The following is a 22,020-nucleotide window of genomic DNA, read 5'->3' on the forward strand; positions in this document are numbered from 1 at the left end:
TATAAAGAATAAAAATTTTCAAATAGAAATTTAAACAATCATAATGCATTTACCATAAATATGTATAATGAAAATAAGTTATCAGTTGATAACTTTATTTTATCACGATAAAAACGTTGGATTAACGCAATAAATACTGTTGTGACTAAATAGCTTTCCAAAATGATAAGAGTGTTCCTTACCCCACGCGGAGTAAGGAAACACAAAATACTGATATTAACGGAGTGGCAATTTACCTTGTTTAGGAATCTAGGTTTCATGCGGCTTGTAGCCGCAAGAAACCCGAGCTAAATACCCCGCGGATTAATACTCTCACTATTTATGAAAGGTATATAGTTAACAGATAAGATGATAAAGATCTATCTGAAACATCATGTTGAACTGAATCCGTATAAGATCCTGTACCCGATTTTATGTAATTGCTATTTTATGTTAAACGTGAGCATTTATACGTATTAAACTTCAAGTTGAATTTACAACACTATATGAAACCTGATTTCTCCCCGCTTCGCGGGGGAGAAATCACACGCATCTTGAAGTTAGATTGGTATAGACAGTTATAGAAGTTGAATATTTCCATATATTTCAGTGATAACTTCAATCTTATGGTTTTCTAATACATAATAAGAATCCTAATGTATTTTTATTTGAAATGAATTTACCAGAAATAAGATCATATACTCCATATTCATCCTCATCAGAAACACTCTTTTTTGTCACCAAAATCTTTGCATTATCCTTATTCTGAGTATTACCACCTAGCAGTCCCCAATCATAAAGCTTATTTTTTCCATACTCATCGCCAAGAATATGAGTTATATCTTCTAAAGTAACATTTTCTTCATTAAAATTTTTACAAGATGGATTATCATTCCAAGACCTCATAGTAGTATCTTCTATTGCATAATATTTTTTTATGTCTGCGATATACTTATATGCGTGTTGTGATTTATTGGGTTTTGTAATAAATAAGGTTATTACTGGATTACCTGGAGATAAAAAACGCATTTTCCCGTTTCCATCTATAATAATAGAATAGAGGTCATGACCTCCATCAATATCATATCCCACATAATCATTGTCGGTAGACACAAAATCGCCTGAATTTAATTTAATCAATTGTCCTGCAATAGATGGGAAAGCACTATGTGGTCTTCCGTCCTGAGTTAATATTTTTTTCTGTGGTTCTTGGTTGTCACTAAGTACATTATAAAGAAGTATTCCTGCTGGCTCATCTTTAGGTTTGAAAATAACATGTGCGGAAGTTTTGTGAACAGGAAGCCCTTTTGGATCTTGCATGGTTAGTGTCACGTTAACACCAGGACCAACCTTACTTGAATCACTATTGTAAGCTGAAATATACCCAATCCCGACTTTACTTGTTAACGTAATTGTTAAGATTCCAGGTTTATTATCTTTTTTAGTCCCGGTAGTCATACTGTTAGCTGTAGAATGTAACTGCAATTGATGAATACTTTTCTGATCAGGTTCTGTAGTCCATAATACATTACTGAAAGTATTTCCTTCAATTGGCTCATTTGTTGTTCCTGCTGTGCCTTTTTTAACAATCAATGCTTCAAATGTATATGCACTACTTCCATCACCAAGTAATGGTTTATCTTTATCAAAATTGATCGGTTTGACCCATGCTATATCAAAATCCACCGGCGGAGATTTAAATTTAACTTCTATACATTTATGTGTTTTTTGAGATTCAGGTTCTCCGTTAATAGTCAAACACACCTCAGCAACAGTGCCTGGGGGAGTATTCTGTGAACTGCTTGTCAATGTTGCTGTTAATTTTTCATTCGATACAGTTGTGGTTTCTTCTGAAGGTGATAGCGATAGACCTGCATTTTGTGGTTTCATGAGTTTCCATTTAACTGGGATTTTGTTTTTATCATCCGTACCTGATATGGTTGCTATAATTTTATATGAACCACCAGGAAGAACAGACCCATTTGATGGTTCTAATGTCATACTCTGAATGGTTGGTTTTTTGCCTTCTTCATGCCCTATCTTTCCTATTGATTTACGTACACCATCTGTTGTCAGGTAAACATTTACATTACCAATATTTTTATCACTAGTTAAGGTCACTTTTTGTGTGATACGCCCATGTTTATCAGTTGTAAGAGGAATTTTATCTCCTGAGCTTTTAGAATTATCAATATTCGGGCAATCGTCTGATGCTGTGCCTTTTTCAATTTTAATCTCCAGAGCATTATGTGGCTCTGTCGCCCATTGATAATTTTCAATAATAGCGCAAGGAACTGGAGCTCCTATTTCTGTATCAAAAGTCATTACAGGCTTAAGAATATAAGTTGCCTTACCATCATCTCTTGAAGTTCTTTCTGGAATAATGTAAACAGGCTCTCCTTCTTTCCATTTTTTAACCATAAAAGGCATGACAAGAGCTTGTATCTGCTTAGGTCCTATTTTTTTACCATTAGTTAATTCAGCAAAAACATAAATAGAATAATTATTTTTTTCATCAAGTGAAAATTTCGGTAATGTAATCTGAATAGATTTACCTACCTTGGAAGAAAGTTTTCCATTTTTGCTTTCAAATATTTTTTCTTCATTGATAGCCCAGTGGACCTGTTTAATAGATGCATCAGCAGGGAATATAGCTGAAATGTTTTTTTGCATATGGCTATAACCCACAATCGTTTCTGGAACAGAAAATTGAGCAATCGGGATTTTTTTATGGTCAAGTACAATATTGTTATTTCTTTCGACCAATTCATAACGGCTTCCTGCCAATGTACGCATAGCAGCTACATTCTCTGGTGATAACTGAGTGCCCAAAGGAACTCCCAGCCTATAATTTAGATTCGCCAAAAATTGCGTTTCAGAGCGACCACCTTCACCTTGTCTATAATCCACACCCATTGTTATCAACGGGATTGGGGTATAAGTCACTCCTAGTTTAACCAGACTGGGGTTTTTCTGTTTGGTATGCCGATTGAATAAGGTTACGTTTTCGCCGAAATATTGTTCATAAGACAGTTTGCCCCCTAAATTAGGGTAGGCAGGCAGAAAGAACTCTCCATTGATGTCATAACCATTGGCGGGGCGTTCATGGTGTTCTTCAAAATTCCGTGAAATCTGCCAGTCGCTTAAGCGACGATAAGTGTTGGCAGAAAGTTTGATATAGTCACCCCAAATTTCTCCTCCAAATCCTATTCGCTTGTTTTTACCTGTGAGGTCATGGTCATAAAATGTATTCAGGCCATACATCCAGTTTTGATAAAAATAGCGTCCTCCCAAACCAAGGTTAACTGTATTCCGGCTGTCTTTATTGCGATAACCTAATTGGGAAAAGAGGAGCCAATCCGTTTTATTATCGTAAAGGGGTAATAACAGATCTAATGAGTTATTTTCTAATTTACCTTTTCTATCAAGGCCAAAGTTAATTTTTGCTGTACCAAATTGAGATAACCATTTTTGGGCTTCGGAGGCAATGGTACTGTTAAATTTACCTAAGGCATAAGATTTAGCTTTTTCAACTAGTTCAGAAGAGGATGATGACAGTATATTACCTACTGTCTGGATATTTTTTGTAAAAAAAACAGGTAATTCTGTTTCTGAAATGTTATCTGCTTTCTGTATATCATTTTTTTTATTTGATTCGTTAACACGGATAGTTAAGTTATCTTTTCTCTCCCTTTCTTGGGGAAGAGAATTTTCAATTGTTAGATTTTCATCAGCAAAGGCGTTTATTATCGCAGATGGTATCAGTAATGTATAAAGTACAGAGAGAAGAATAATGAATTTACCAATATATGATAGCATATATAAGCACCTTAGAGATTTTGATATTAGAATTAGAAATGTCTTAACTGTATTTTTATCCATTAAATAATTTAATATATTTATGTTTGATATTAGTTAAGTATTTTAATTTTGACAAGAAATCTGCCAAAAAGATGAATCCAATTTGTTACGGCACTCAAATCGATGGTTTCTATTTTCATGGATTACACCCTGACTTAATGGTCAAAAAAAGTTCCATTAAGGTACTATTAATAAAAAATATATTGTTAGCTATGGTTATCAGAAGATAGTTTTCAGTTAAAAATGCAAAAAAACCTCGTTTAATCCAACGAGGTTTGTCAGAAGTTAAAGAACTTCTATTTCACAGAATTTTGTTTTATAGAATTTGTCGTAATACACGAGAAAAACTATATTCCCTTCCGGGATACATACTACCGACTGCGTAATCAATCAATACCAGATGCCCTCGATTTTCTTCTATCCAATCAGTGGGTAGCGGTACTGCCATTTGGTTTTGATCATCAACCTGTTTATAATGGGTCTGTAGCTCTGTTTTACCTACCGCACGGATTTCCACTGTTTGATCAAATGACATACCAGAATATTCTATTATAACATGAATAGTGCCATCACCACGGTAGAAAAGGGTGGGTGCCGGTAAATTAAGCTCTTGTCCTGCAATTTCAAGATGTAAAATTCCTGAATACGTAGCAGTATTATTGACTAATTTCTCTACCTTAAATTGTACTTTTGCTGTATTGCCAATTGTATCAATGAACTCCATACGGGGAATATAGAATATCATCGGCATGGCTTCATATACTGTCTGAGGTAGTGTTGAGTATATAATACCTTTACGACCTTGCCATTGTACATTGACTATCTGCCCAGAAGCCATTCCATCATAAACTGGCACATCTATTCTCAATTGATCTAACCTATAATAATCATCTTTTGTCAGTAAATTACCTTGATTTCCTGTCGCTTCAGGTGCTCTGGGAATATAGTTTGACAAGCTGGATATATCCGAATATGCAAGATTTATATTTACTCTTTGTGACTCATTAACATTTCCACGACTGATTACTTTATAATGAGCTTGAAATTTACCATATATAGAAATTTCGTTTATATGAAATAATAAGACATATGGGGGAAGATCTACCCTATCAGGCGTCATATAATATGACGATGATTTTATAACAGCACCATTTTCACTATTTGAACAATCACCATGAAAACAAAGATAGCCAATTATTTCATCCCCAACATCAGCATCAGGGTAGTGTGGTACATACATTATTATGAATTCATTTTCCATTGCTTGGAGATTATGTATATAGATAGTGCCCGTTTCATCTGCTTGTGGAAAAGTAGGTGGAGCAAGTGTTACATCATATAAACTTTTCATTGAATACCTCTTGTTTCTGTTATGTAAATATTAGTTTGATTGTTGTACTTTCTACATTATTTAATGTGAAATTTTGTTGGTTTTTTATATGTTGATTTTCTATATAGCCCCTTAGGTTTTTTATTCAAAATTTATCTTGCATGAAGATATAATTTTTGTTGTTTTTAATTAGATGTACTTAATTTCAACTTGTTAATTCTAAGGATTAATAGCCTGATCTTCTGGATTATAGCTAAAGCTAATACCTTGATTGTTATCAGAAGGGAGTGTCATCTGTATTATTGGTATGATTACCCCTGTAACCTGATAAAAATCTCTTTGATCATGTTGTGCGCTATTTAACCCTTCATCACGATAAAAGAAGGCTTCGATAGGTAATTTATCCGGGATATTTTGGGGCCAGGTAGCCAAAATGAGTTCGTTATTTAATGGTAACTGAATCAGTGAGCGAACTTTAATTCCTTGCATAAATGCATCTGCGCTTCCTGTTCCTGTGACATCAAAACCACATTGGGCGAAGCGGCTGGAGTGAACAACATTTCTATAATGATTGACCCACTGTTCTGCTGTGGTAATGCCCTGTTGTTGGCAAGGAATGCTGTTTGGATTTCCTGAATCAGGACCACATCCTTTGTCACTTCTGTTTACCGTATCTCCGTCAATGGGAAAATAGCAAAGAATTTCGGGGCGAACTTTATCAGCAGGATTTTCAATGTATGGAGAAAAAATATAACCATTTTCGTGATTACTGGCTAATTCAAGATCCTTAACATCATGTCTCAAATAGGAGAATGAAACACCGCCACTTTCCTGGGAATGTGGGCTTGGATTCCATGAGTGATATTTATCCGAAGCAACGGTTCCTCTCAGTAAAACTCCTGAACATAAAAATGCAGGAAGACCGTCATCTCCACAATATTTTTGATTATCAAAGTACCTTTGAGTTATTTTGTTGGCAACATCGTAACCATTATGATTTGGATCAGCATTAACAATAGGAATAAAAAAGCTGAGTAGAAATATTTTGGTAAGTAAAATTATTTTTTTCATATTATTATTGCCCTATCTATAATTTTACAGAGTTAATAAGGGGGTTAATGATGGTTTTTGAGATCTAAAGTATCTTATAACCTATGACTTAGATAATAATATGTGGCTACTATAAATTGTTTTAGGTTGACTGCATTATTTAAGTGGTCATGTTGTTATAATTATTTGATATTATTATGATTTTACCCCTCCTGAATTTGTATGTGATTTTATTTTTGATTGTTTCCTCTTTAATGAAATTTAAATTTAGAGTGATTGTGGTTTGTATAAGGTGTGTTTTTTATTTGATTATTTCAAATCACTTTTTTTTATCAGCCAATAACTTATTTTTATTGGTTTAAAATATTTCTTTCGATAAAGAAATATTTTAAACTATAAACCATGATTAATGTTTTTATATGTAATATGAATTTAATTCTTTTCTAATTTGATTTTTATAAAAAGATGATTTTATTCAATAGGAAAAAAGGCGTGATGATAATAAAGTAAAATGAATGCATGTAACAATTTTTTGGAAATTAATTCTTGAAAAAGGAATAATAAATTCCTGATTAAAGAATTTCAAAAGCTATCATTAGCCATTTCTCACCCAAAAAGAAACGCGGTGAGTGTTAATAATAAAACACAAAGAACCATTAGAAAAATAGATGGTTTTTTGTGTTTGTTTTTTAAACATAGGACAGGGTTATAGTTCATCAGAAAATGAATTTAAAGTAATATCTAGCTGATTTTTACCTGCAATGATAACCTGAATTTGTAAATGATTTTCTGAAGTATGAATAGTATTGATAGTAACCTCTTCATTTTCTGTGTATTTTTTCACAACATCCAGTAGCTCGTGTTCAAGCTGTTCAAATTTAGTATTGATCGTCATTTATTTTATTAAATATCGTAAAGTTGATTTAATTTTACTCAAATAAATAGAATTCAATGGCTTAATAAACAGAATATTTGAGTCTTTAAAGGTGCAATAAATTAACTTATTGCATGAATTAAGTGATATTGATTTAAACAAACTAAGTTAGCAAACTGATCCTACAGTAGTCATTTAAGAGAAATTCAACAAATAATATGTATCATTTATTTGCCTGATCAGGCAGGATACCAGATTGGTGTGATACAACAAGTGAATAGGTATTATTTTGAACAATAAATTTCGCCTTTGGACAAATTATCTTTTATTTTTGGCATTCATTGCATCTTTTAGCGCATGGAGTATGCCGGCCAACTTTGAACAGGCTAAAATAGAATCACGAAAATATGTTTATGACGGGCAAGAAAAATCAGGTATTGGTACTTTGTATTGTGGCTGTAATTGGCAATGGGTAGGTAAAAGTGGTGGGCGTGTTGATCTGGCCTCTTGTCATTATCAAGTCAGAGCACAACAAACTCGTGCTGAGCGTATCGAGTGGGAACATATTGTACCAGCGTGGGTATTTGGCCATCAGAGACAATGTTGGCAGAATGGCGGAAGAAAAAATTGTATTGAAAATGATCCGGTATTTCGCGCGATAGAATCGGATATGCACAATCTGGCACCTTCCATTGGTGAAGTTAATGGAGATCGCAGTAATTTAAGTTATGGAATGGCTTCCCAAAATTTGCCTAATATGTACGGTGCTTGTAGCAGCAAAGTGGATTTCAAATTACGCCTTTTTGAACCGCGTGACAAAGTGAAAGGGATGGTCGCCAGAGTCTATTTTTATATGCATGATCGCTATAATTTAACGATGTCACGTCAGCAACAGCAATTAATGATGGCATGGGATCGCCAATATCCGGTAGAAGCCTGGGAGCAGGAGCGGGATAATCGAATCGCCCGTATTATGGGGCACCATAACCCATTTGTTACAGGAAGTAAAAAATGGCAATTAGGGCACAAAGATTCAGGTCAAAGGATTAATAGGCAAAATAATAGTCAAAATTTAAATTCATACCAATCAATTACTGAGCCGGTTTCAGTTAAAAAATCAACGACGAAAGTTACTCAAAGTGAAATAATTAAAGGCAATAAAAACAGCCAAATTTATCATTTTGCACATTGCTCAGGATATAAGACAGTAGCTGATAAAAATGCTGTTTATTTTCGTTCGGAATTTGAAGCTCAGAAGGCCGGGTATTATTTGGCAGGTAATTGTAAAAAATAACTAAAATATTCTGGTCTGTTATTTTATGGCTTTCATTGGTTTATTATTTTATCAATAAAAAGTTAAAAAATGTTTCAGTAAAGTTTAAATTGCTACCTTGTCATGAATAAAAAATTGTCATTATACTGACATTATAGCCCGCTAGATTTGGTCTGGTTGTTATAAAAAATGTTATAAAAAAGCGGGCAATGCGAGGAATGCTGATGACAGACACTGAAACAATGACAATTCAATTAGAAAGTGAACCGGTGATTGAGACTGAACTACCCATAAAAAGGTGGTCGTTTTAGCACCGGTTTTTTTATGAGCCTTAATGAGCTGAAAAGGGAGCTCCCATCTATTCTATATAATGCAATTATTCTATCAGTGATAGAGCCATCGGTGATAGAACACGACAAGTGTGAAGCCAACGACAAGGTGTGTGACTATGAGTAGACAGAAAGCAGTGATGAAATCTCGTCGTGAAGTCAGGAGAATGTTAAAAAAAGATATGCGTCAATCTCGTTATCACAATGATAATAATGTTACTTCATTAGTCCAAATTGGCGGTGTAGAAGCCATTGGGATGGCGCGCGAAAACAAGGACATATCTGAAATTCATCCACGCAATGAAGTGCAGTATCGCTATATACGGGCTATCAATAATAAACAATTGGTTATTGCTAATGGTGAAGCAGGTTGCGGTAAAACTTTTATCAGTACGGTGATGGCGGCTGATGCACTTATCAATAAAGAGGTTGATAAAATCATTGTGACACGTCCGGTATTGCAGGCAGAAGAAGATTTGGGATATCTGCCGGGTGATATGGCAGAAAAGTTTGCACCTTATTTCCGTCCTGTTTATGAGGTTTTATTAAAACGTATGGGAGCATCGTTTTTACAGTATTGTCTGCGTCCTGAAATAGGAAAGGTCGAAATAGCGCCTTTTGCTTATATGCGAGGCAGGACATTTGAGAATGCGTTTGTGATCCTTGATGAAGCACAAAATGTCACTATCAATCAAATGAAAATGTTTTTAACCCGCTTAGGGGAAAATATTACCGTCATTGTGAATGGGGATGTAAGTCAGTGTGATTTACCGGACAATATCACATCAGGATTGCTGGATGCATTAGAAAGGTTCTCCGATGATGAAGCGATCAGTGTTATTCATTTTTCTCAGGAAGACTGTGTGCGTTCCAGATTGTGCCAAAAAGCGTTATTGGCTTATAACACGGTGGTTTAGTATTGAAATAAAATTTGCTCAGAAGAGAGATTTTAAAAAGAGCAATTTCAAAAAGCAAAGCGGCTTCATTCATTATTGATACTTGTTGTAATATATTCTGTTTGAGAGTGAAGCCGTTAATAATTATATTACAATGATCGCCCCGATTCTGCTGCTATATATTATTTTAAGCTTTTATTTTCACCTGGTTATTTACGATAAAGTACCCTCCGAATACAGTATATTTTCCTCGGTCGGCTTTGTTAGGATCTCTTATAATTTTTTTCTGATTATCTGTTTTTCTGACCCTTTCTTTGCCAAGTTTATGTGCCCACATCTGAGTTCGGTACTGATCGAAAACCAACCGATACCAATGGTAATCCCAATTGTATGAATTATCTGGCATAGTATAGAGAGCAATAACATAATTGGGATGATATTGTGCATCTGTAAATTCATCAAGTTTAACTAATCCATCAGCTATAGCCCCATCTATAACAGCTTGAAGATAACGTTTTGTATAAGGAAATGTGATTGGTTTACCACCGTAACTGCCGGGTTGAGGGTAATCGTTACTTGCGTAGTTACATGCGTAAGCATAACAATTATTCAGAGCAATGCGTGTGGGATCATTCCAGAAACCCTGGTTATACCTGGCTGCGTCTACATCATAAACTCGTCCAGTTAATGGGTTGGTAAATTTTACTGACATATGCCAACTTGGTTCGTGTATTTGATTAAATTCAGTCTCTTTGTATTCCTGTTCTTCTTGCTCTTCATCTTGTTGTTCAGCGTTTAGGGAAGTATCAATGTTATCTGACTGGAGATTTTGTATTTCCTGTTTTACATGTTTTTTGAGTGGATCATCTTGGGTAAATTTTTCAAGTAAAACTAAGCCAAGCTCTTTACTGTCTTGTAAATTTTCCGCCATACCATCACAGATATGAAATGAATTAATGAGCCCATATTGAAGTGCTGATCCTTGTGCAGAATCTTCAATTTCGACAAAAAAACCAGAAAATCCAAGCCTTCTTTCACTTATGCCAAAGTTTATTCCCTTTTTCTTATCTCGCATGAAATCTAATAACGGTTTGATATCAGTTCCGTCAAAAAACCATTGATAATTTTCCCGCCCTGAAAATGTAAGTAATGTTATTTTGATCATATCAAACTCCGTATATAAATTTAGTATGAATATTATTTTTCCCAAAAAACACAATGTGGTTGAGAATATATTTATAGTGTACAAATATATATTTGTTAATATTAAAATTATTTGAATGAATATCTAAAATAGATATGTTGCTACTGATTGTTTTCTAAATCTGTCTTTAAGTTTGTGGGTAAATTATTTTTCTGGAAGAGAGTTTTAATAAATCCCCAGACACAGAATCCATTGTGACTGGGGAAAATAAGTTAATATGATAAAAATTAAAAAATGGGTATAACGAAGAAATAAATATGCCAATATTGAATGGGTAGAAAATCTAATAATTACTTAATTTTCATACCTGCTGCTGTCATTAAAAAACGAAATAAAGTGGAAACAGCATAAAGTGCTAATACGCTACACAGCCAAATTATTACCATCCAGCCCAATCTTTTCCATAATGGAGAATGGGTGTGCTCTGTTTTAGTGGTAGCCTTGTTCATGGGTAATTTTTCCTCGGAAGACATAATAACTCCAACAGGTGTAAACCAAGATTATCGGGATAATAAATAGTGCGCCAACGAGCATAAAACCCAGTGATTGAGAAGGGGAAGCGGCTTCTTCATAACTGATAAACGGAGGGATGATATTTGGCCAGATGCTGATCCCCAATCCACTGAAGCCCATAAAGACTAATAACAGTGCGGCCAAAAATGGTGTGTAATGGCTGCTATTCTGATTGGCAGTCAGCAGTTTCCAACCTGAAAATAAGACCAGTAATGGTACAGGCATAAAGAATAGCAGGTTAGGAAAACTGAACCATCGCTCGGCAATAGCGGGTTGAGAAGCCGGTGTCCAAAAGCTGATGATAATGATGGCTGTCAGCATCAACAAGGTTAACGGGCGTAGAAGACCATACATTTGTTGTTGCAAATGCCCTTCGGTTTTCATCACCAACCAGCCACATCCCAATAGTCCATAAGCAATAAGCAAACCAAAACCACAAAATAGCGGAAATGGTGAGAACCAATCGAAAGCACCGCCGGTATAGGTGCGATTTTCGATTGGGAAACCGTCAATAATTGCGCCGACAACAATGCCTTGTGTAAAAGTAGCCATAATTGAACCGGCAATAAACGCTTTATCCCAAATGGGTTGATGCGCTGGCGTTGCCTTGAACCGGAACTCGAAAGCCACACCACGGAATATCAGCCCCAATAACATAATCGTCAATGGGATCGCCAACGCGTCCAAAATAACAGCATATGCCAGAGGGAAAGCGCCAAATAACCCGGCACCACCGAGCACCAGCCAGGTTTCGTTACCATCCCAAACAGGTGCTACCGAATTCATCATCAAATCACGGTCTGATTGTTGCTTCATCATGGGATACAAAATACCGATACCAAGATCAAAGCCATCCATCACGATATACATCATCGTGCTGAAGGTAATAATCAGAAACCAAAGCAGAGGAAGATCAATGCCCATTGGTTAACTCCTTATTGGGACCTTTACGGATAAGTTTCATCATATAGGCATAACCGACACCGAATACGGCGCTGTAGACAATAAAGAAAATCAGCAAACTGATACTCATATGGATTTCACCGTGGGCCGAAACCGCATCTTTTGTGCGCATCAAACCATAGACAACCCACGGCTGGCGGCCAATTTCAGTGGTGAACCATCCGGCCAAGATGGCAATCAGGCCAGAAGGTGCCATCAGGAGCATAAAACGGAGGAAAGCCCGGTTCTGGTATAAGCGCTTTTTATAACGTAACCACAGTCCCCAAACGCCCGCCATAATCATTAATAGCCCTAACCCAACCATGACCCGAAATGACCAGAACACCATGAAAGCATTGGGGCGATCTTCTGGTACGAATTCTTTTAATGCCGGAACTTGTTTATCAATACTGTGTGTCAGGATCAGACTGGCCAGGTAAGGAATTTTGACGGCATAACGTGTCTCTTCTGCTGTTTGATCAGGAATACCGAATAAAATGAGTGGAGTCGCCTCACCGGGATGATTTTCCCAATGACCTTCCATCGCAGCAATTTTGGCAGGCTGGTGTTTCAGTGTATTCAGTCCATGTAAATCACCAATCATAGCTTGTAACGGAGCAATAATCAGGATCAGCCACATCGCCATAGACAGCATTTTCTGCATGGCTGATGAATTATTGCCTTTCAACAAATGCCAGGCAGCAGAGGCAGCAATAAAGAATGCTGAGGCAAGAAAGGCGGCGGTTCCCATATGCAGCAAGCGATAAGGGAAAGAAGGGTTAAAGATAACTGCCAGCCAATCAACAGGAACGACTTGATTATTGACAATTTCGTAACCTTGTGGCGTCTGCATCCAGCTATTGGATGCCAGGATCCAAAAGGTGGAGATAATCGTTCCGAGAGCGACCATACAGGTAGCGAAAAAATGAAGTTTTTCACCCACCCGATGCCAACCGAACAGCATAACGCCAAGAAATCCTGCCTCAAGGAAAAATGCGGTCAATACTTCATAGACCAGCAAGGGGCCTGTGATAGTTCCTGCAAAATCTGAGTAGAAGCTCCAGTTAGTACCAAATTGGTAGGCCATGACTAAACCAGAAACTACTCCCATACCGAAATTAATTGCAAAAATTTTCGTCCAAAAGTGGTATAACGTTTTATAGTCTGTATTGCGCGTTTTCAGCCATAAACCTTCCAACAGAGCAAGAAAACTGGCTAAGCCTATCGTAATGGCAGGAAAGATAATGTGAAAAGACACTGTAAATGCGAATTGTATCCTTGCGAGTTCAAGGGCACTTAACCCGAACATAGTGACCTCTTATTTTTGACTGAACCCTATTGGGTAAAAGAAGTGAAAGAGTGAGGACAAGTAGAGCACACGGATTTTCGATATAACAGTAACAATTTTTTATTTATTTACTATAACAGTTTAATTGAGAACAAATGCGTAACAGAAGTTAAACAATGAAGAAACATTAAATTTAACTGAGGTAATATCATGAAAAAATATAATATATCCATAATAAAAATGAGTTGGTTAATAAAAAAAATCTAACTAAAAGTTGAACATATAACATAGCCAGTGGCTTGTATAGTTACCAATTAAATAACTATTGATATTAATGATGGTGAATATAGAGAACGGCTATTTTACAAATCATCTAATAAGAAAAGTGTAAGCAATGAGTTGGAAGAATATAAACTGGCCTTTGGCCAGCAATCACATTCCAATGGTTGTAATATGAGAATTCGTTGAGTTTATGTATTTGAATTTATACATACCTGCACTAAATGGATCTTTTCTGCATATATAGGCTATTTGACTTTCTCTATTTCACGTAATGATATCCCTCATGATTCATTAGTTACTGATTAATACACTGAATAACAATGGATTAGGTATATATATGATATAAGGGGATCACTCATGAAAGGCTTAAATAATAAAGTCGCTATTGTCACTGGTGGTGCCACTAAAATTGGTGCAACGGTTGCCAGCGTATTGAGTGAATATGGTGTTAAAGTTGCGATTTTCGATATTGACCGGGAAGGGGGAAAGAAAGCCTGTAATTTCCGACCGGATTCCATTCGCTTCTGGCATGTCGATATTACCGATGATAAGCAACTTGTTCAGGGAGTGCATGAGGTTGCTGCTTATTATGGTCGTCTTAACTGCCTCGTTAATCTCGCTGCAACTTATCTGGATGATGGTGTAGTTTCTGGTCGCGAAACGTGGCTGACCGCACTCAATATTAATGTGGTCAGTGCCGTCAGGGCAGCTCAGCTTGTACACCCTTATTTTATGGTTGCCGGAGGTGGGGCGATTGTCAATTTCACCAGTATTTCATCTTCTATTGCCCAGACAGGCCGTTGGTTATATCCCGCTTCAAAAGCCACCTTATTGCAAGTCACCCGCAGTATGGCAATGGACTATGCCGCTGATCACATTCGTGTGAACTCTGTCTCTCCGGGTTGGACTTGGTCACGGGTCATGGATGAATTGACTCAGGGCAATCGCCAGAAAACGGATGAAGTTGCCGCAGATTATCACTTGCTTGGCCGTGTTGGCGATCCTGAAGAGATCGCTCAGGTAGTTGCATTTCTTCTTTCTGATTTAGCGAGTTTTGTGACCGGAGCTGACTACGCTGTTGATGGCGGCTATTCAGCAATGGGGCCTGAGCAAGCCAAACCTGCTATTTCTCGTTTGGCGGAATAGGAGAAATAGGAATAGTCGCGATTCCAGATCTAACACAATCTGAAGGAGTAAATATTATGCGTCGTATAGCTATTGTCGGAGGTGGTCAGGCTGGACTGCCTTTGGCTCTTGGTCTGCTTGATAAAGGCTATCAGGTAACTGTTGTTACCAACCGCACGCCTGATGATGTCCGAACTGGCCGGGTGATGTCGAGTCAGTGTATGTTCGATTCCTCTTTGCAATTTGAACGTGATTTAGCTTTGGATCAGTGGGAAACACAATGCCCGCCCGTTGAAGGTATCGGTTTTACTGTTCCTCATCCTGAAATTCCGCATGAAAAGGTGATTGACTGGAGTGCACGACTTAATAACTACGCACAGGCTGTTGATCAGCGTATCAAGATGCCATTTTGGCTGGAGCAGTTTGCTTCTCGCGGCGGTAATCTGGAAATTCGTGATGTAGGGATTACTGAATTGGAACAACTAACAGCCAGTCATGAGTTGGTTATTTTGGCCGGAGGAAAGGGGGACATTGTGAAATTATTGGAGCGTGACGCTTCGCGCTCTCCTTATGATAAACCTCTGCGCGCATTAGCCTTGACTTATGTGCATGGTATGTTGCCAGTCCCCGAATATTCCCGTGTTTCTTTTAACTTGATCCCAGGAGTGGGGGAATATTTCGTTTTTCCTGCTCTGACTCTGAGTGGCCCTTGTGACATTATGGTTTTTGAAGGGATCCCAGGAGGAGCAATGGATGGCTGGCGAGAGGTCAGAACAACGCAGGAACATCTGGCTTATAGCAAGCATATCCTCAAAACGTTCTTGCCGTGGGAAGCGGCACGTTGTGAACAGATAGAACTTACTGATGAAAATGGCATTCTGGCTGGCTGTTTTGCACCAGTTGTACGCAAACCAGTATTGACATTGCCTTCTGGTCGCCAGGTCTTTGGGTTGGGGGATGCGGTAGTCACAAATGATCCGCTGACCGGGCAGGGTTCCAATAACGCAACTAAGGCCTGCAAGGTTTATTACGAAGCTATTCTTACCCGTGGTGACAAACCCTTTACGGCAGAATGGATGAATGACACATTCGAACAGTCCTGGAAATATAGTCAGTACGTTGTGGAATGGACAAACAGCCTGCTTATCCCGCCAAAACCCCATATTCTGAATTTGTTGGGCGCGGCTCAGCAATTACCTGCTCTCGCCAGTACGATTGCCAATGCTTTTAATCATCCTCCTGTATTGTTTCCGTGGTGGCGGGATAGCGATGCCTGTGAAGCATATATCCATGATGTGCTGGTTGCTAATAATGCGCAGGCCGCTCATTCGCAAGTTGTTGAGAAGAGCGGGCTCTGAACGGAGTATCCGATATGACGATGAATATTGAGAACATTCAAATACCGTTGCCTGATGTTGAGTGGGGGATGGCAGAATTTGAAACAAGAACGCTGCGCACACTCTTAGGATGTTATCCAACAGGGGTGGCTATTGTTGCAACACGCACTGCTGACGGAAGGAACGTCGGGTTGACCATCAACTCATTTGCTTCACTTTCACTGGAACCGCCTTTGATACTCTGGAGTCTGGTTAATCATTCTCCCAATCTGTCTGTATTTCGTAACTGTGAATATTTCACAATCAGTATCCTTGGCTGTGACCATCAGGAGCTGGCTCTGCGTTTTGCCAATCCGAGAGTTGAAAATAAGTTTCAGGGTATTCCCGTGCAGGAAACACCGGAAGGGATGCCATCAATTGATGGTGCAATAGCGACACTGGTTTGTGCTAATCGTCAGCAAACCCATCTTGGCGATCATATGTTGATGATTGGGCAGGTAAAGCGTATTGCCAGCATTGAAGGAAAACCATTGGTTTTTCATGCTGGCATGTTTACTGCGTTACATGATATTCGGGAAATATGACAGTCGATTGTCATCCATCGTTTTTCAAATAACAGTTTCGTTGGTTGCGCGGCATTCTGAGATCCGCAGAGTCAGGATCGATCATTCTATCTATCGTGTTACTCAGTGTTGGGAGAAGATGAGTGAAAAGCCCACTAAATGCGTTTGTTACTGCGCTGAGTCAGGGAAGTGTGAGGATTATCGATCTCACGCAGACATTGTCCTCTGGTTTTCCGGCCTTGCAGTTACCGGAACAGTTTGGGCAAGTCTGGTCATTCAAAATGGAGCGTATTTCTCATTATGACGAGAATGGCCCGGCCTGGTATTGGAATAATTTCAGTTGCGGTGAGCATACGGGAACCCATTTTGATGCTCCGGTACACTGGATAAGCGGTAAAGATTACTCAGATAATACGGTTGATACAATCCCCTTGCATAATTTTATCGCACCCGCGGTGGTGGTGGATGCCAGTCAACAGGTGGCACGATATCCAGATTGGTTACTGACGGTTGAGTTTTTACAGGCATGGGAAGAACAATACGGACGTATTCCTGCCCAGGCATGGTTACTGTTCAGAACGGATTGGTCGAAACGGGCTGATGATCCGGTTCGCTTCCTTAATATGCGCGATGATGGTGCTCACACGCCGGGGCCAAGTCAGGAAACGGTAGAGTGGTTGATCCATGAACGTGATATCCGGGGGTTTGGAGTAGAAACGATTAATACCGATGCGGGTCAATCCTATTCATGGCCGGTGGTTTATCCCTGTCATACCTTGATACATGGGGCGAATAAATACGGTTTGCAGTGTCTGAGAAACCTCGATTTATTACCGCCAACCGGCGTAGTAATTATTGCCGCGCCTCTCAAGATTGAGGGAGGATCAGGAAGCCCACTGCGTGTCCTGGCTTTGGTCGAACAGCCTACAGGAGTGGCACCATGAGTAGTACTAAACCGCAAGTGATCATCGTTGGCAGTGGGATAAACTCATTGGTATGTGCTGCGTTATTGGCTATATGGGGGAAATCTGTTCTGGTACTGGAACGGAATGCCATACCAGGCGGTTGTATCCGTACAGAAGAACTTTTTCCCGGTTATACCCATGATGTGTTCTCCTGCTGGTATCCACTATTCCTAAACAGCCCGGCTTATCAAGTGTTGAAGCCTGCACTGGAAAAAGCAGGGGTGGAATTTATATACAGTGATTATTCAACCGGGCTGGTTCAACCGAATGGCAGGGGAATCGCCTTAAAGCAGAGTATGTTGGCTTCGGCATTGAAGTTTGATGCCATTGCGCCAAAAGATGGGGTAGCATTTTGCCGCATGGCACAACAGATTCTTCATGATGATGCTGCATTGATCTTTGGCTTACTGGGACAAAACCCTTATGGTTTTGGCATACTCAAGTTATTGTTTTCTGAATGGCGAAAACGTGGCATTGATGGATTAACTGAATTTCTCGGCAACTCACTGGAAACTTTCCGGCGCTGGTCTGAACGTGAATTGCAGTCTGAATTCAGTCGTGCGCTCATTGCACCGTGGGCACTACATACCGGACTGGGGCCGGATGATGCTGGCTCTGCCTTGATTGGTAAATTGACCTTTGCTGCTGTGATAGCCGGAGGAATGCCAGTGGTTAAAGGCGGTGGTAGTCGCATCGTTGAAGCATTACAGGCGATCATCGAACAACATGGTGGTCAGCTTCTTACTCATACCCAGGTTGACCGTATCATTACGCAAGGGCATGGAAAAAAACGCCGTGCTTTTGGTGTCATAGCCGCAGGAAAGGTTTATCACGCCTGCGATGCCGTCGTTTGCAATGTAACTCCTCAACAGCTTTATGGTCATTTATTGAATGACATTCCTGATACAGTCCGGCAACGTGCACAGAGCTATCGTTACGGACGTGGTGGGATGCAGATTCACTTTGCCTTGAATACGCCTCCATCATGGTGTGAACCGGAGTTGCGTCATGTGCCGCTTATTCATTTAACGGAGAGTATGGAACAGGTTTGTCTGTCTGTCACACAGGCTAATAACGGTTATTTGCCGAGTCATCCGACATTGGCTATAGGGCAACCAACCGCGCTTGATGCTTCCAGAGCTCCCGAAGGAGGGTGGATACTATGGGTTCAGATGCAGGAATTACCCGGTTATTTGAAAGGGGATGCTTTGGGCGAAATTCCTATTCCTGCTGATGGCAAATGGAATGAAACCGTGCGTGAAGCGGTTGCAGATCGCGTACAGTCTCGTCTGGAAACTGTCATACCCGGTTTTTCATCTTCGATTGTTGGCCGTAAGGCGTATTCTCCGGCAGATTTACAGGCATTGAATTGCAATTTGGTTGGAGGAGATCCCTATTCAGGAATTTGTTCACCGGATCAATTTTTCTGGTTGCGTCCTTTTGCCTCTTCGCAAGGTACGCAAGCACATCAAACTTTTGTCAGTAATATATTTCATATTGGGGCTTCAACACATCCTGGCCCTGGGTTAGCAGGAACTTCCGGCTACCTTGTTGCCCGTCAGCTTGCGCGGCGCTAATCAAATTAATTGATTATTTCATTTGTTATCTATTCAACTGACGAGGCCAGCAGTGCCAGCCTCGTTGATAATAATTAAGTTAGTTTATAGTAGCATTATCCTTAATTTCGAATGTATTGACTATTTCTGTGCTGATAGTGGAAACAGCTTCGATAATATTTTCGTGATAGCGATCATTAATCAATTTAATGACTAATGGATTGACTGCCCATTGGGAAATATTATTATCCGGTGTTTCTATGAGTAATTGGTTCATCATGAATCCAATCCCTTCTTTATTAAACGGACTCATTTGACCCGCTTTAAATAACGTGATGTGAGTGTGGGAGAGTTTTCCACTTAAATGGCAGTTAGCGATGCCAAATTCAAATGGTAATGCTTTCAATACCTTATTGATATAAGTGTCGCTTGCCCCCATTTCCTGCAATTTCTCAGTCATCTCCTTATATTTTTTTGATATATCTAATTTGTTTCTAAGCTCTCCTAGCTCATCGTTATTAATGATAGTATCTAATAAGAATAACTGAATTTTTTTTGCTCCAAGCTGTTCTAATTTAAATGCAATCTCCATCGCTAATTGTCCACCTAATGACCATCCTAAAATGTGGATAGGTTGATCAATAGAAGTTTCTGTCAGAATCAATTCCAGATAGATTTGAGCTATTTGGTGTAGTGAATCTATTTGATTATCTGTGTAAAGATTATAGTTATCGATGCCTATACATTTATACACACCAGATAAGGTATTTGCCAGAGATTCATAGACTTCACTACCGGCATTAGCAGGATGAATCATAAACAATTTATTGCTAGCAATGGATTTTGGTGTTAAGGAATTAAGTAAACTGAATTTTGTATTATCTGTTTTTAGCCATTGAGATAACAAAGAAATGCATTTGCAGTTAAATAAAATATTTAAAGGAATATCAACTCCCATTTCATAACGTATCGCTGTGGTCAGCTTAATTGCCATCAAAGAATTACCACCGATGCGGAAGAAGTTATCATCGATACCAACCTGATCCAGTCCCAATACCTCTTGCCAAATAGTGCATAACTGGGTTTCCAGTGTATTACGGGGCGCGACATAGTTGTCACGATCCTCCCAGATTGGTTCAGGTAGGGCATGGCGATTTAGCTTACCATTCAGGGTCAGTGGGATGAACTCAATACGAGTCAAGCTGGCGGGCAGCATGTATTCCGGCAGACGGGAAGAGAGATACCTGATCAGGCTGTCATCAGACAGTGCGCCATCTGCCACCAGATACGCGACCAGGACTTTATTCCCTTTGTGATTGTGGTCGATGACCACCGCTTGTTCTACCTGTGGGTGAGAAGTGAGGACGTTTTCAACTTCCCCCAGTTCAATGCGGTAGCCGCGGATTTTTACCTGAAAGTCATTGCGACCGAGATACTCGATATTACCATCAGGCAGCCAGCGACCGAGATCACCTGTCTTGAACATACGTGTATTGGGTTGCGGGGAGAATGGATCGATAAGGAAACGTTCGGCCGTCAATTCCGGGCGATTCAGATAGCCACGGGCAACACCTCGGCCGGCAATATAAATTTCACCCGTGACCCCGATGGGAACGGGTTGGCCAGAGCCGTCAAGGATATAGCTTTGGATATTGGCGATTGGTTTGCCGATCACGGAGACTTCCGGTATCCCCTCAGCAGCATGGTATTCATACCATGTGGCATCGCCGTTGATTTCGGAAGAACCATAAAAATTAAGCAACCGAAGCTGAGGATAATGTGTCACAACCTGTTGTGCCAGTTCAGGCGCGAGTCGTTCACCGCTGCAAATTAATAGGCGAATGGGTTTCAGGCAATCACTGTCATCACGATTTTGTAGCAACAGTTTGAGCAGTGAAGGAACAACCACCAGATAGTTGACCCCGAAACGGCGCAAACCTTGACTGAAACGGATAGGATCTTTCACATCATGATTGTTGAACACCACCAGTTTGCCTCCAGCCAGCAACGTACCCAGTGTTTCGGTGATTGAATCGACAAAGCTGATACTGGTTTTCAGTGCGGCTACCGGCGGCGATGTCGCAATATCACGAACAAACCACAATAACCGGTTACACAGGGCTTGATGACTGCTCATCACGCCTTTGGGCTGACCTGTTGAGCCAGAAGTATAGATAACATAAGCCAGATGAGTGGTAGTCAGCTCTGATACATGCGGATTGTGATCCGGCAGGGTTGTTATTAACGATCCCTGATTGTCGAGCGTGATGATCGGTAATGAATTTACTGATAAGGTGCTGGCCAGGGCATCAAACAATGCTGTTTGGGTCAGCAATGCGACGGGGGCGGAGTCTTTAAGCATATAGACCAACCGCTCACTTGGTTGCGCCGGATCAAGCGGCACATAAGCACCGCCAGCCTTGAGTATAGCTAACAATCCTACCACCAAATAGAAACTGCGCTCGGCATAAACTGCCACTCTGTCATCCGGGCGAATGCCTAATGCAATCAGATGATGAGCCAGTTGATTGGCCCGTTCGTTAAGCTGACGGTAGGTCAATGTTTCGCTTTCAAACACCAGCGCGATATTATCCGGTGTTCTTTCCACCTGAGCTTCAAACAGTTGTTGCAGAGTTTTGTCCTGCGGGTAAGG

Annotated in this window: 16 protein-coding genes; 7 read left to right on the top strand and 9 right to left on the bottom strand. The window is 39.6% G+C overall.

Going from position 1 to position 22,020, the window contains the following annotated elements:
* Window positions 1–603 precede the first annotated feature (603 nt).
* The 4 genes from AAC147_RS18270 to AAC147_RS18285 all read right to left on the bottom strand — a co-directional run bounded on the left by AAC147_RS18270 (window position 604) and on the right by AAC147_RS18285 (window position 7,115).
* Window positions 604–3,798, bottom strand: coding sequence for an inverse autotransporter beta domain-containing protein (locus AAC147_RS18270; protein ID WP_052189637.1), 3,195 nt, complete (start codon window positions 3,796–3,798; stop codon window positions 604–606).
* 358 nt (window positions 3,799–4,156) lie between these two features.
* A complete protein-coding gene (locus AAC147_RS18275) occupies window positions 4,157–5,191 on the bottom strand; it encodes a hypothetical protein (protein WP_047683554.1) in 1,035 nt (344 codons plus the stop codon).
* A 198-nt stretch (window positions 5,192–5,389) separates the two neighbouring features.
* Window positions 5,390–6,241, bottom strand: a complete 852-nt coding sequence (locus tag AAC147_RS18280) for a hypothetical protein (protein WP_052189639.1) — start codon at window positions 6,239–6,241, stop codon at window positions 5,390–5,392.
* Window positions 6,242–6,926: 685 nt separating this feature from the next.
* On the bottom strand, window positions 6,927–7,115 hold the full coding sequence (locus AAC147_RS18285; RefSeq protein WP_047683557.1) for a hypothetical protein: 189 nt from the start codon (window positions 7,113–7,115) through the stop codon (window positions 6,927–6,929).
* A 343-nt stretch (window positions 7,116–7,458) separates the two neighbouring features.
* Between AAC147_RS18285 and AAC147_RS18290 the strand changes: the two genes are divergently transcribed.
* Both AAC147_RS18290 and phoH read left to right on the top strand, forming a co-directional pair.
* Window positions 7,459–8,388 (top strand): endonuclease, encoded by a 930-nt coding sequence (locus AAC147_RS18290; protein WP_187649928.1) that lies wholly within the window; start codon window positions 7,459–7,461, stop codon window positions 8,386–8,388.
* Window positions 8,389–8,815: 427 nt separating this feature from the next.
* Window positions 8,816–9,613, top strand: coding sequence for a phosphate starvation-inducible protein PhoH (gene phoH / locus AAC147_RS18295; protein ID WP_047683564.1), 798 nt, complete (start codon window positions 8,816–8,818; stop codon window positions 9,611–9,613).
* 166 nt (window positions 9,614–9,779) lie between these two features.
* On the opposite strand, the gene AAC147_RS18300 is transcribed toward phoH, so the two are convergent.
* The 4 genes from AAC147_RS18300 to AAC147_RS18315 all read right to left on the bottom strand — a co-directional run bounded on the left by AAC147_RS18300 (window position 9,780) and on the right by AAC147_RS18315 (window position 13,560).
* The gene (locus AAC147_RS18300; RefSeq protein WP_052189641.1) at window positions 9,780–10,757 is read right to left on the bottom strand and encodes a hypothetical protein; all 978 of its coding nucleotides are present in this window, start codon (window positions 10,755–10,757) and stop codon (window positions 9,780–9,782) included.
* Window positions 10,758–11,086: 329 nt separating this feature from the next.
* Window positions 11,087–11,245 (bottom strand): DUF2474 domain-containing protein, encoded by a 159-nt coding sequence (locus AAC147_RS18305; RefSeq protein ID WP_072032539.1) that lies wholly within the window; start codon window positions 11,243–11,245, stop codon window positions 11,087–11,089.
* The gene (gene cydB / locus AAC147_RS18310; RefSeq protein ID WP_047683567.1) at window positions 11,226–12,233 is read right to left on the bottom strand and encodes a cytochrome d ubiquinol oxidase subunit II; all 1,008 of its coding nucleotides are present in this window, start codon (window positions 12,231–12,233) and stop codon (window positions 11,226–11,228) included. The genes AAC147_RS18305 and cydB overlap by 20 nt, the downstream gene beginning before the upstream one ends.
* Window positions 12,223–13,560, bottom strand: coding sequence for a cytochrome ubiquinol oxidase subunit I (locus tag AAC147_RS18315; RefSeq protein ID WP_047683570.1), 1,338 nt, complete (start codon window positions 13,558–13,560; stop codon window positions 12,223–12,225). The genes cydB and AAC147_RS18315 overlap by 11 nt, the downstream gene beginning before the upstream one ends.
* Window positions 13,561–14,178: 618 nt before the next feature.
* On the opposite strand from AAC147_RS18315, the gene AAC147_RS18320 reads away from it, so the two are divergent.
* From AAC147_RS18320 to AAC147_RS18340, 5 genes are all read left to right on the top strand, one after another.
* Window positions 14,179–14,967 carry an SDR family oxidoreductase gene (locus AAC147_RS18320; protein WP_047683573.1) on the top strand — a complete coding sequence of 263 codons (789 nt, stop codon included), beginning with the start codon at window positions 14,179–14,181 and terminating at the stop codon, window positions 14,965–14,967.
* A 56-nt stretch (window positions 14,968–15,023) separates the two neighbouring features.
* Window positions 15,024–16,304 (top strand): styrene monooxygenase/indole monooxygenase family protein, encoded by a 1,281-nt coding sequence (locus AAC147_RS18325; protein ID WP_047683576.1) that lies wholly within the window; start codon window positions 15,024–15,026, stop codon window positions 16,302–16,304.
* Window positions 16,305–16,318: 14 nt separating this feature from the next.
* On the top strand, window positions 16,319–16,867 hold the full coding sequence (locus AAC147_RS18330) for a flavin reductase family protein (protein ID WP_231571505.1): 549 nt from the start codon (window positions 16,319–16,321) through the stop codon (window positions 16,865–16,867).
* A gap of 122 nt (window positions 16,868–16,989) precedes the next feature.
* A complete protein-coding gene (locus tag AAC147_RS18335; RefSeq protein ID WP_047683579.1) occupies window positions 16,990–17,790 on the top strand; it encodes a cyclase family protein in 801 nt (266 codons plus the stop codon).
* Entirely contained in the window at window positions 17,787–19,388 is a 1,602-nt protein-coding gene (locus AAC147_RS18340; protein WP_047683582.1) for a phytoene desaturase family protein, read from the top strand. The genes AAC147_RS18335 and AAC147_RS18340 overlap by 4 nt, the downstream gene beginning before the upstream one ends.
* Before the next feature lie 79 nt (window positions 19,389–19,467).
* Here AAC147_RS18340 and AAC147_RS18345 read toward each other — a convergent pair.
* Window positions 19,468–22,020: non-ribosomal peptide synthetase (locus tag AAC147_RS18345; protein WP_156115391.1), on the bottom strand; the 2,553-nt coding region annotated here is incomplete at its 5' end.

This window comes from Xenorhabdus sp. NBAII XenSa04 (assembly GCF_963866145.1).
GTDB lineage: Bacteria > Pseudomonadota > Gammaproteobacteria > Enterobacterales > Enterobacteriaceae > Xenorhabdus > Xenorhabdus indica.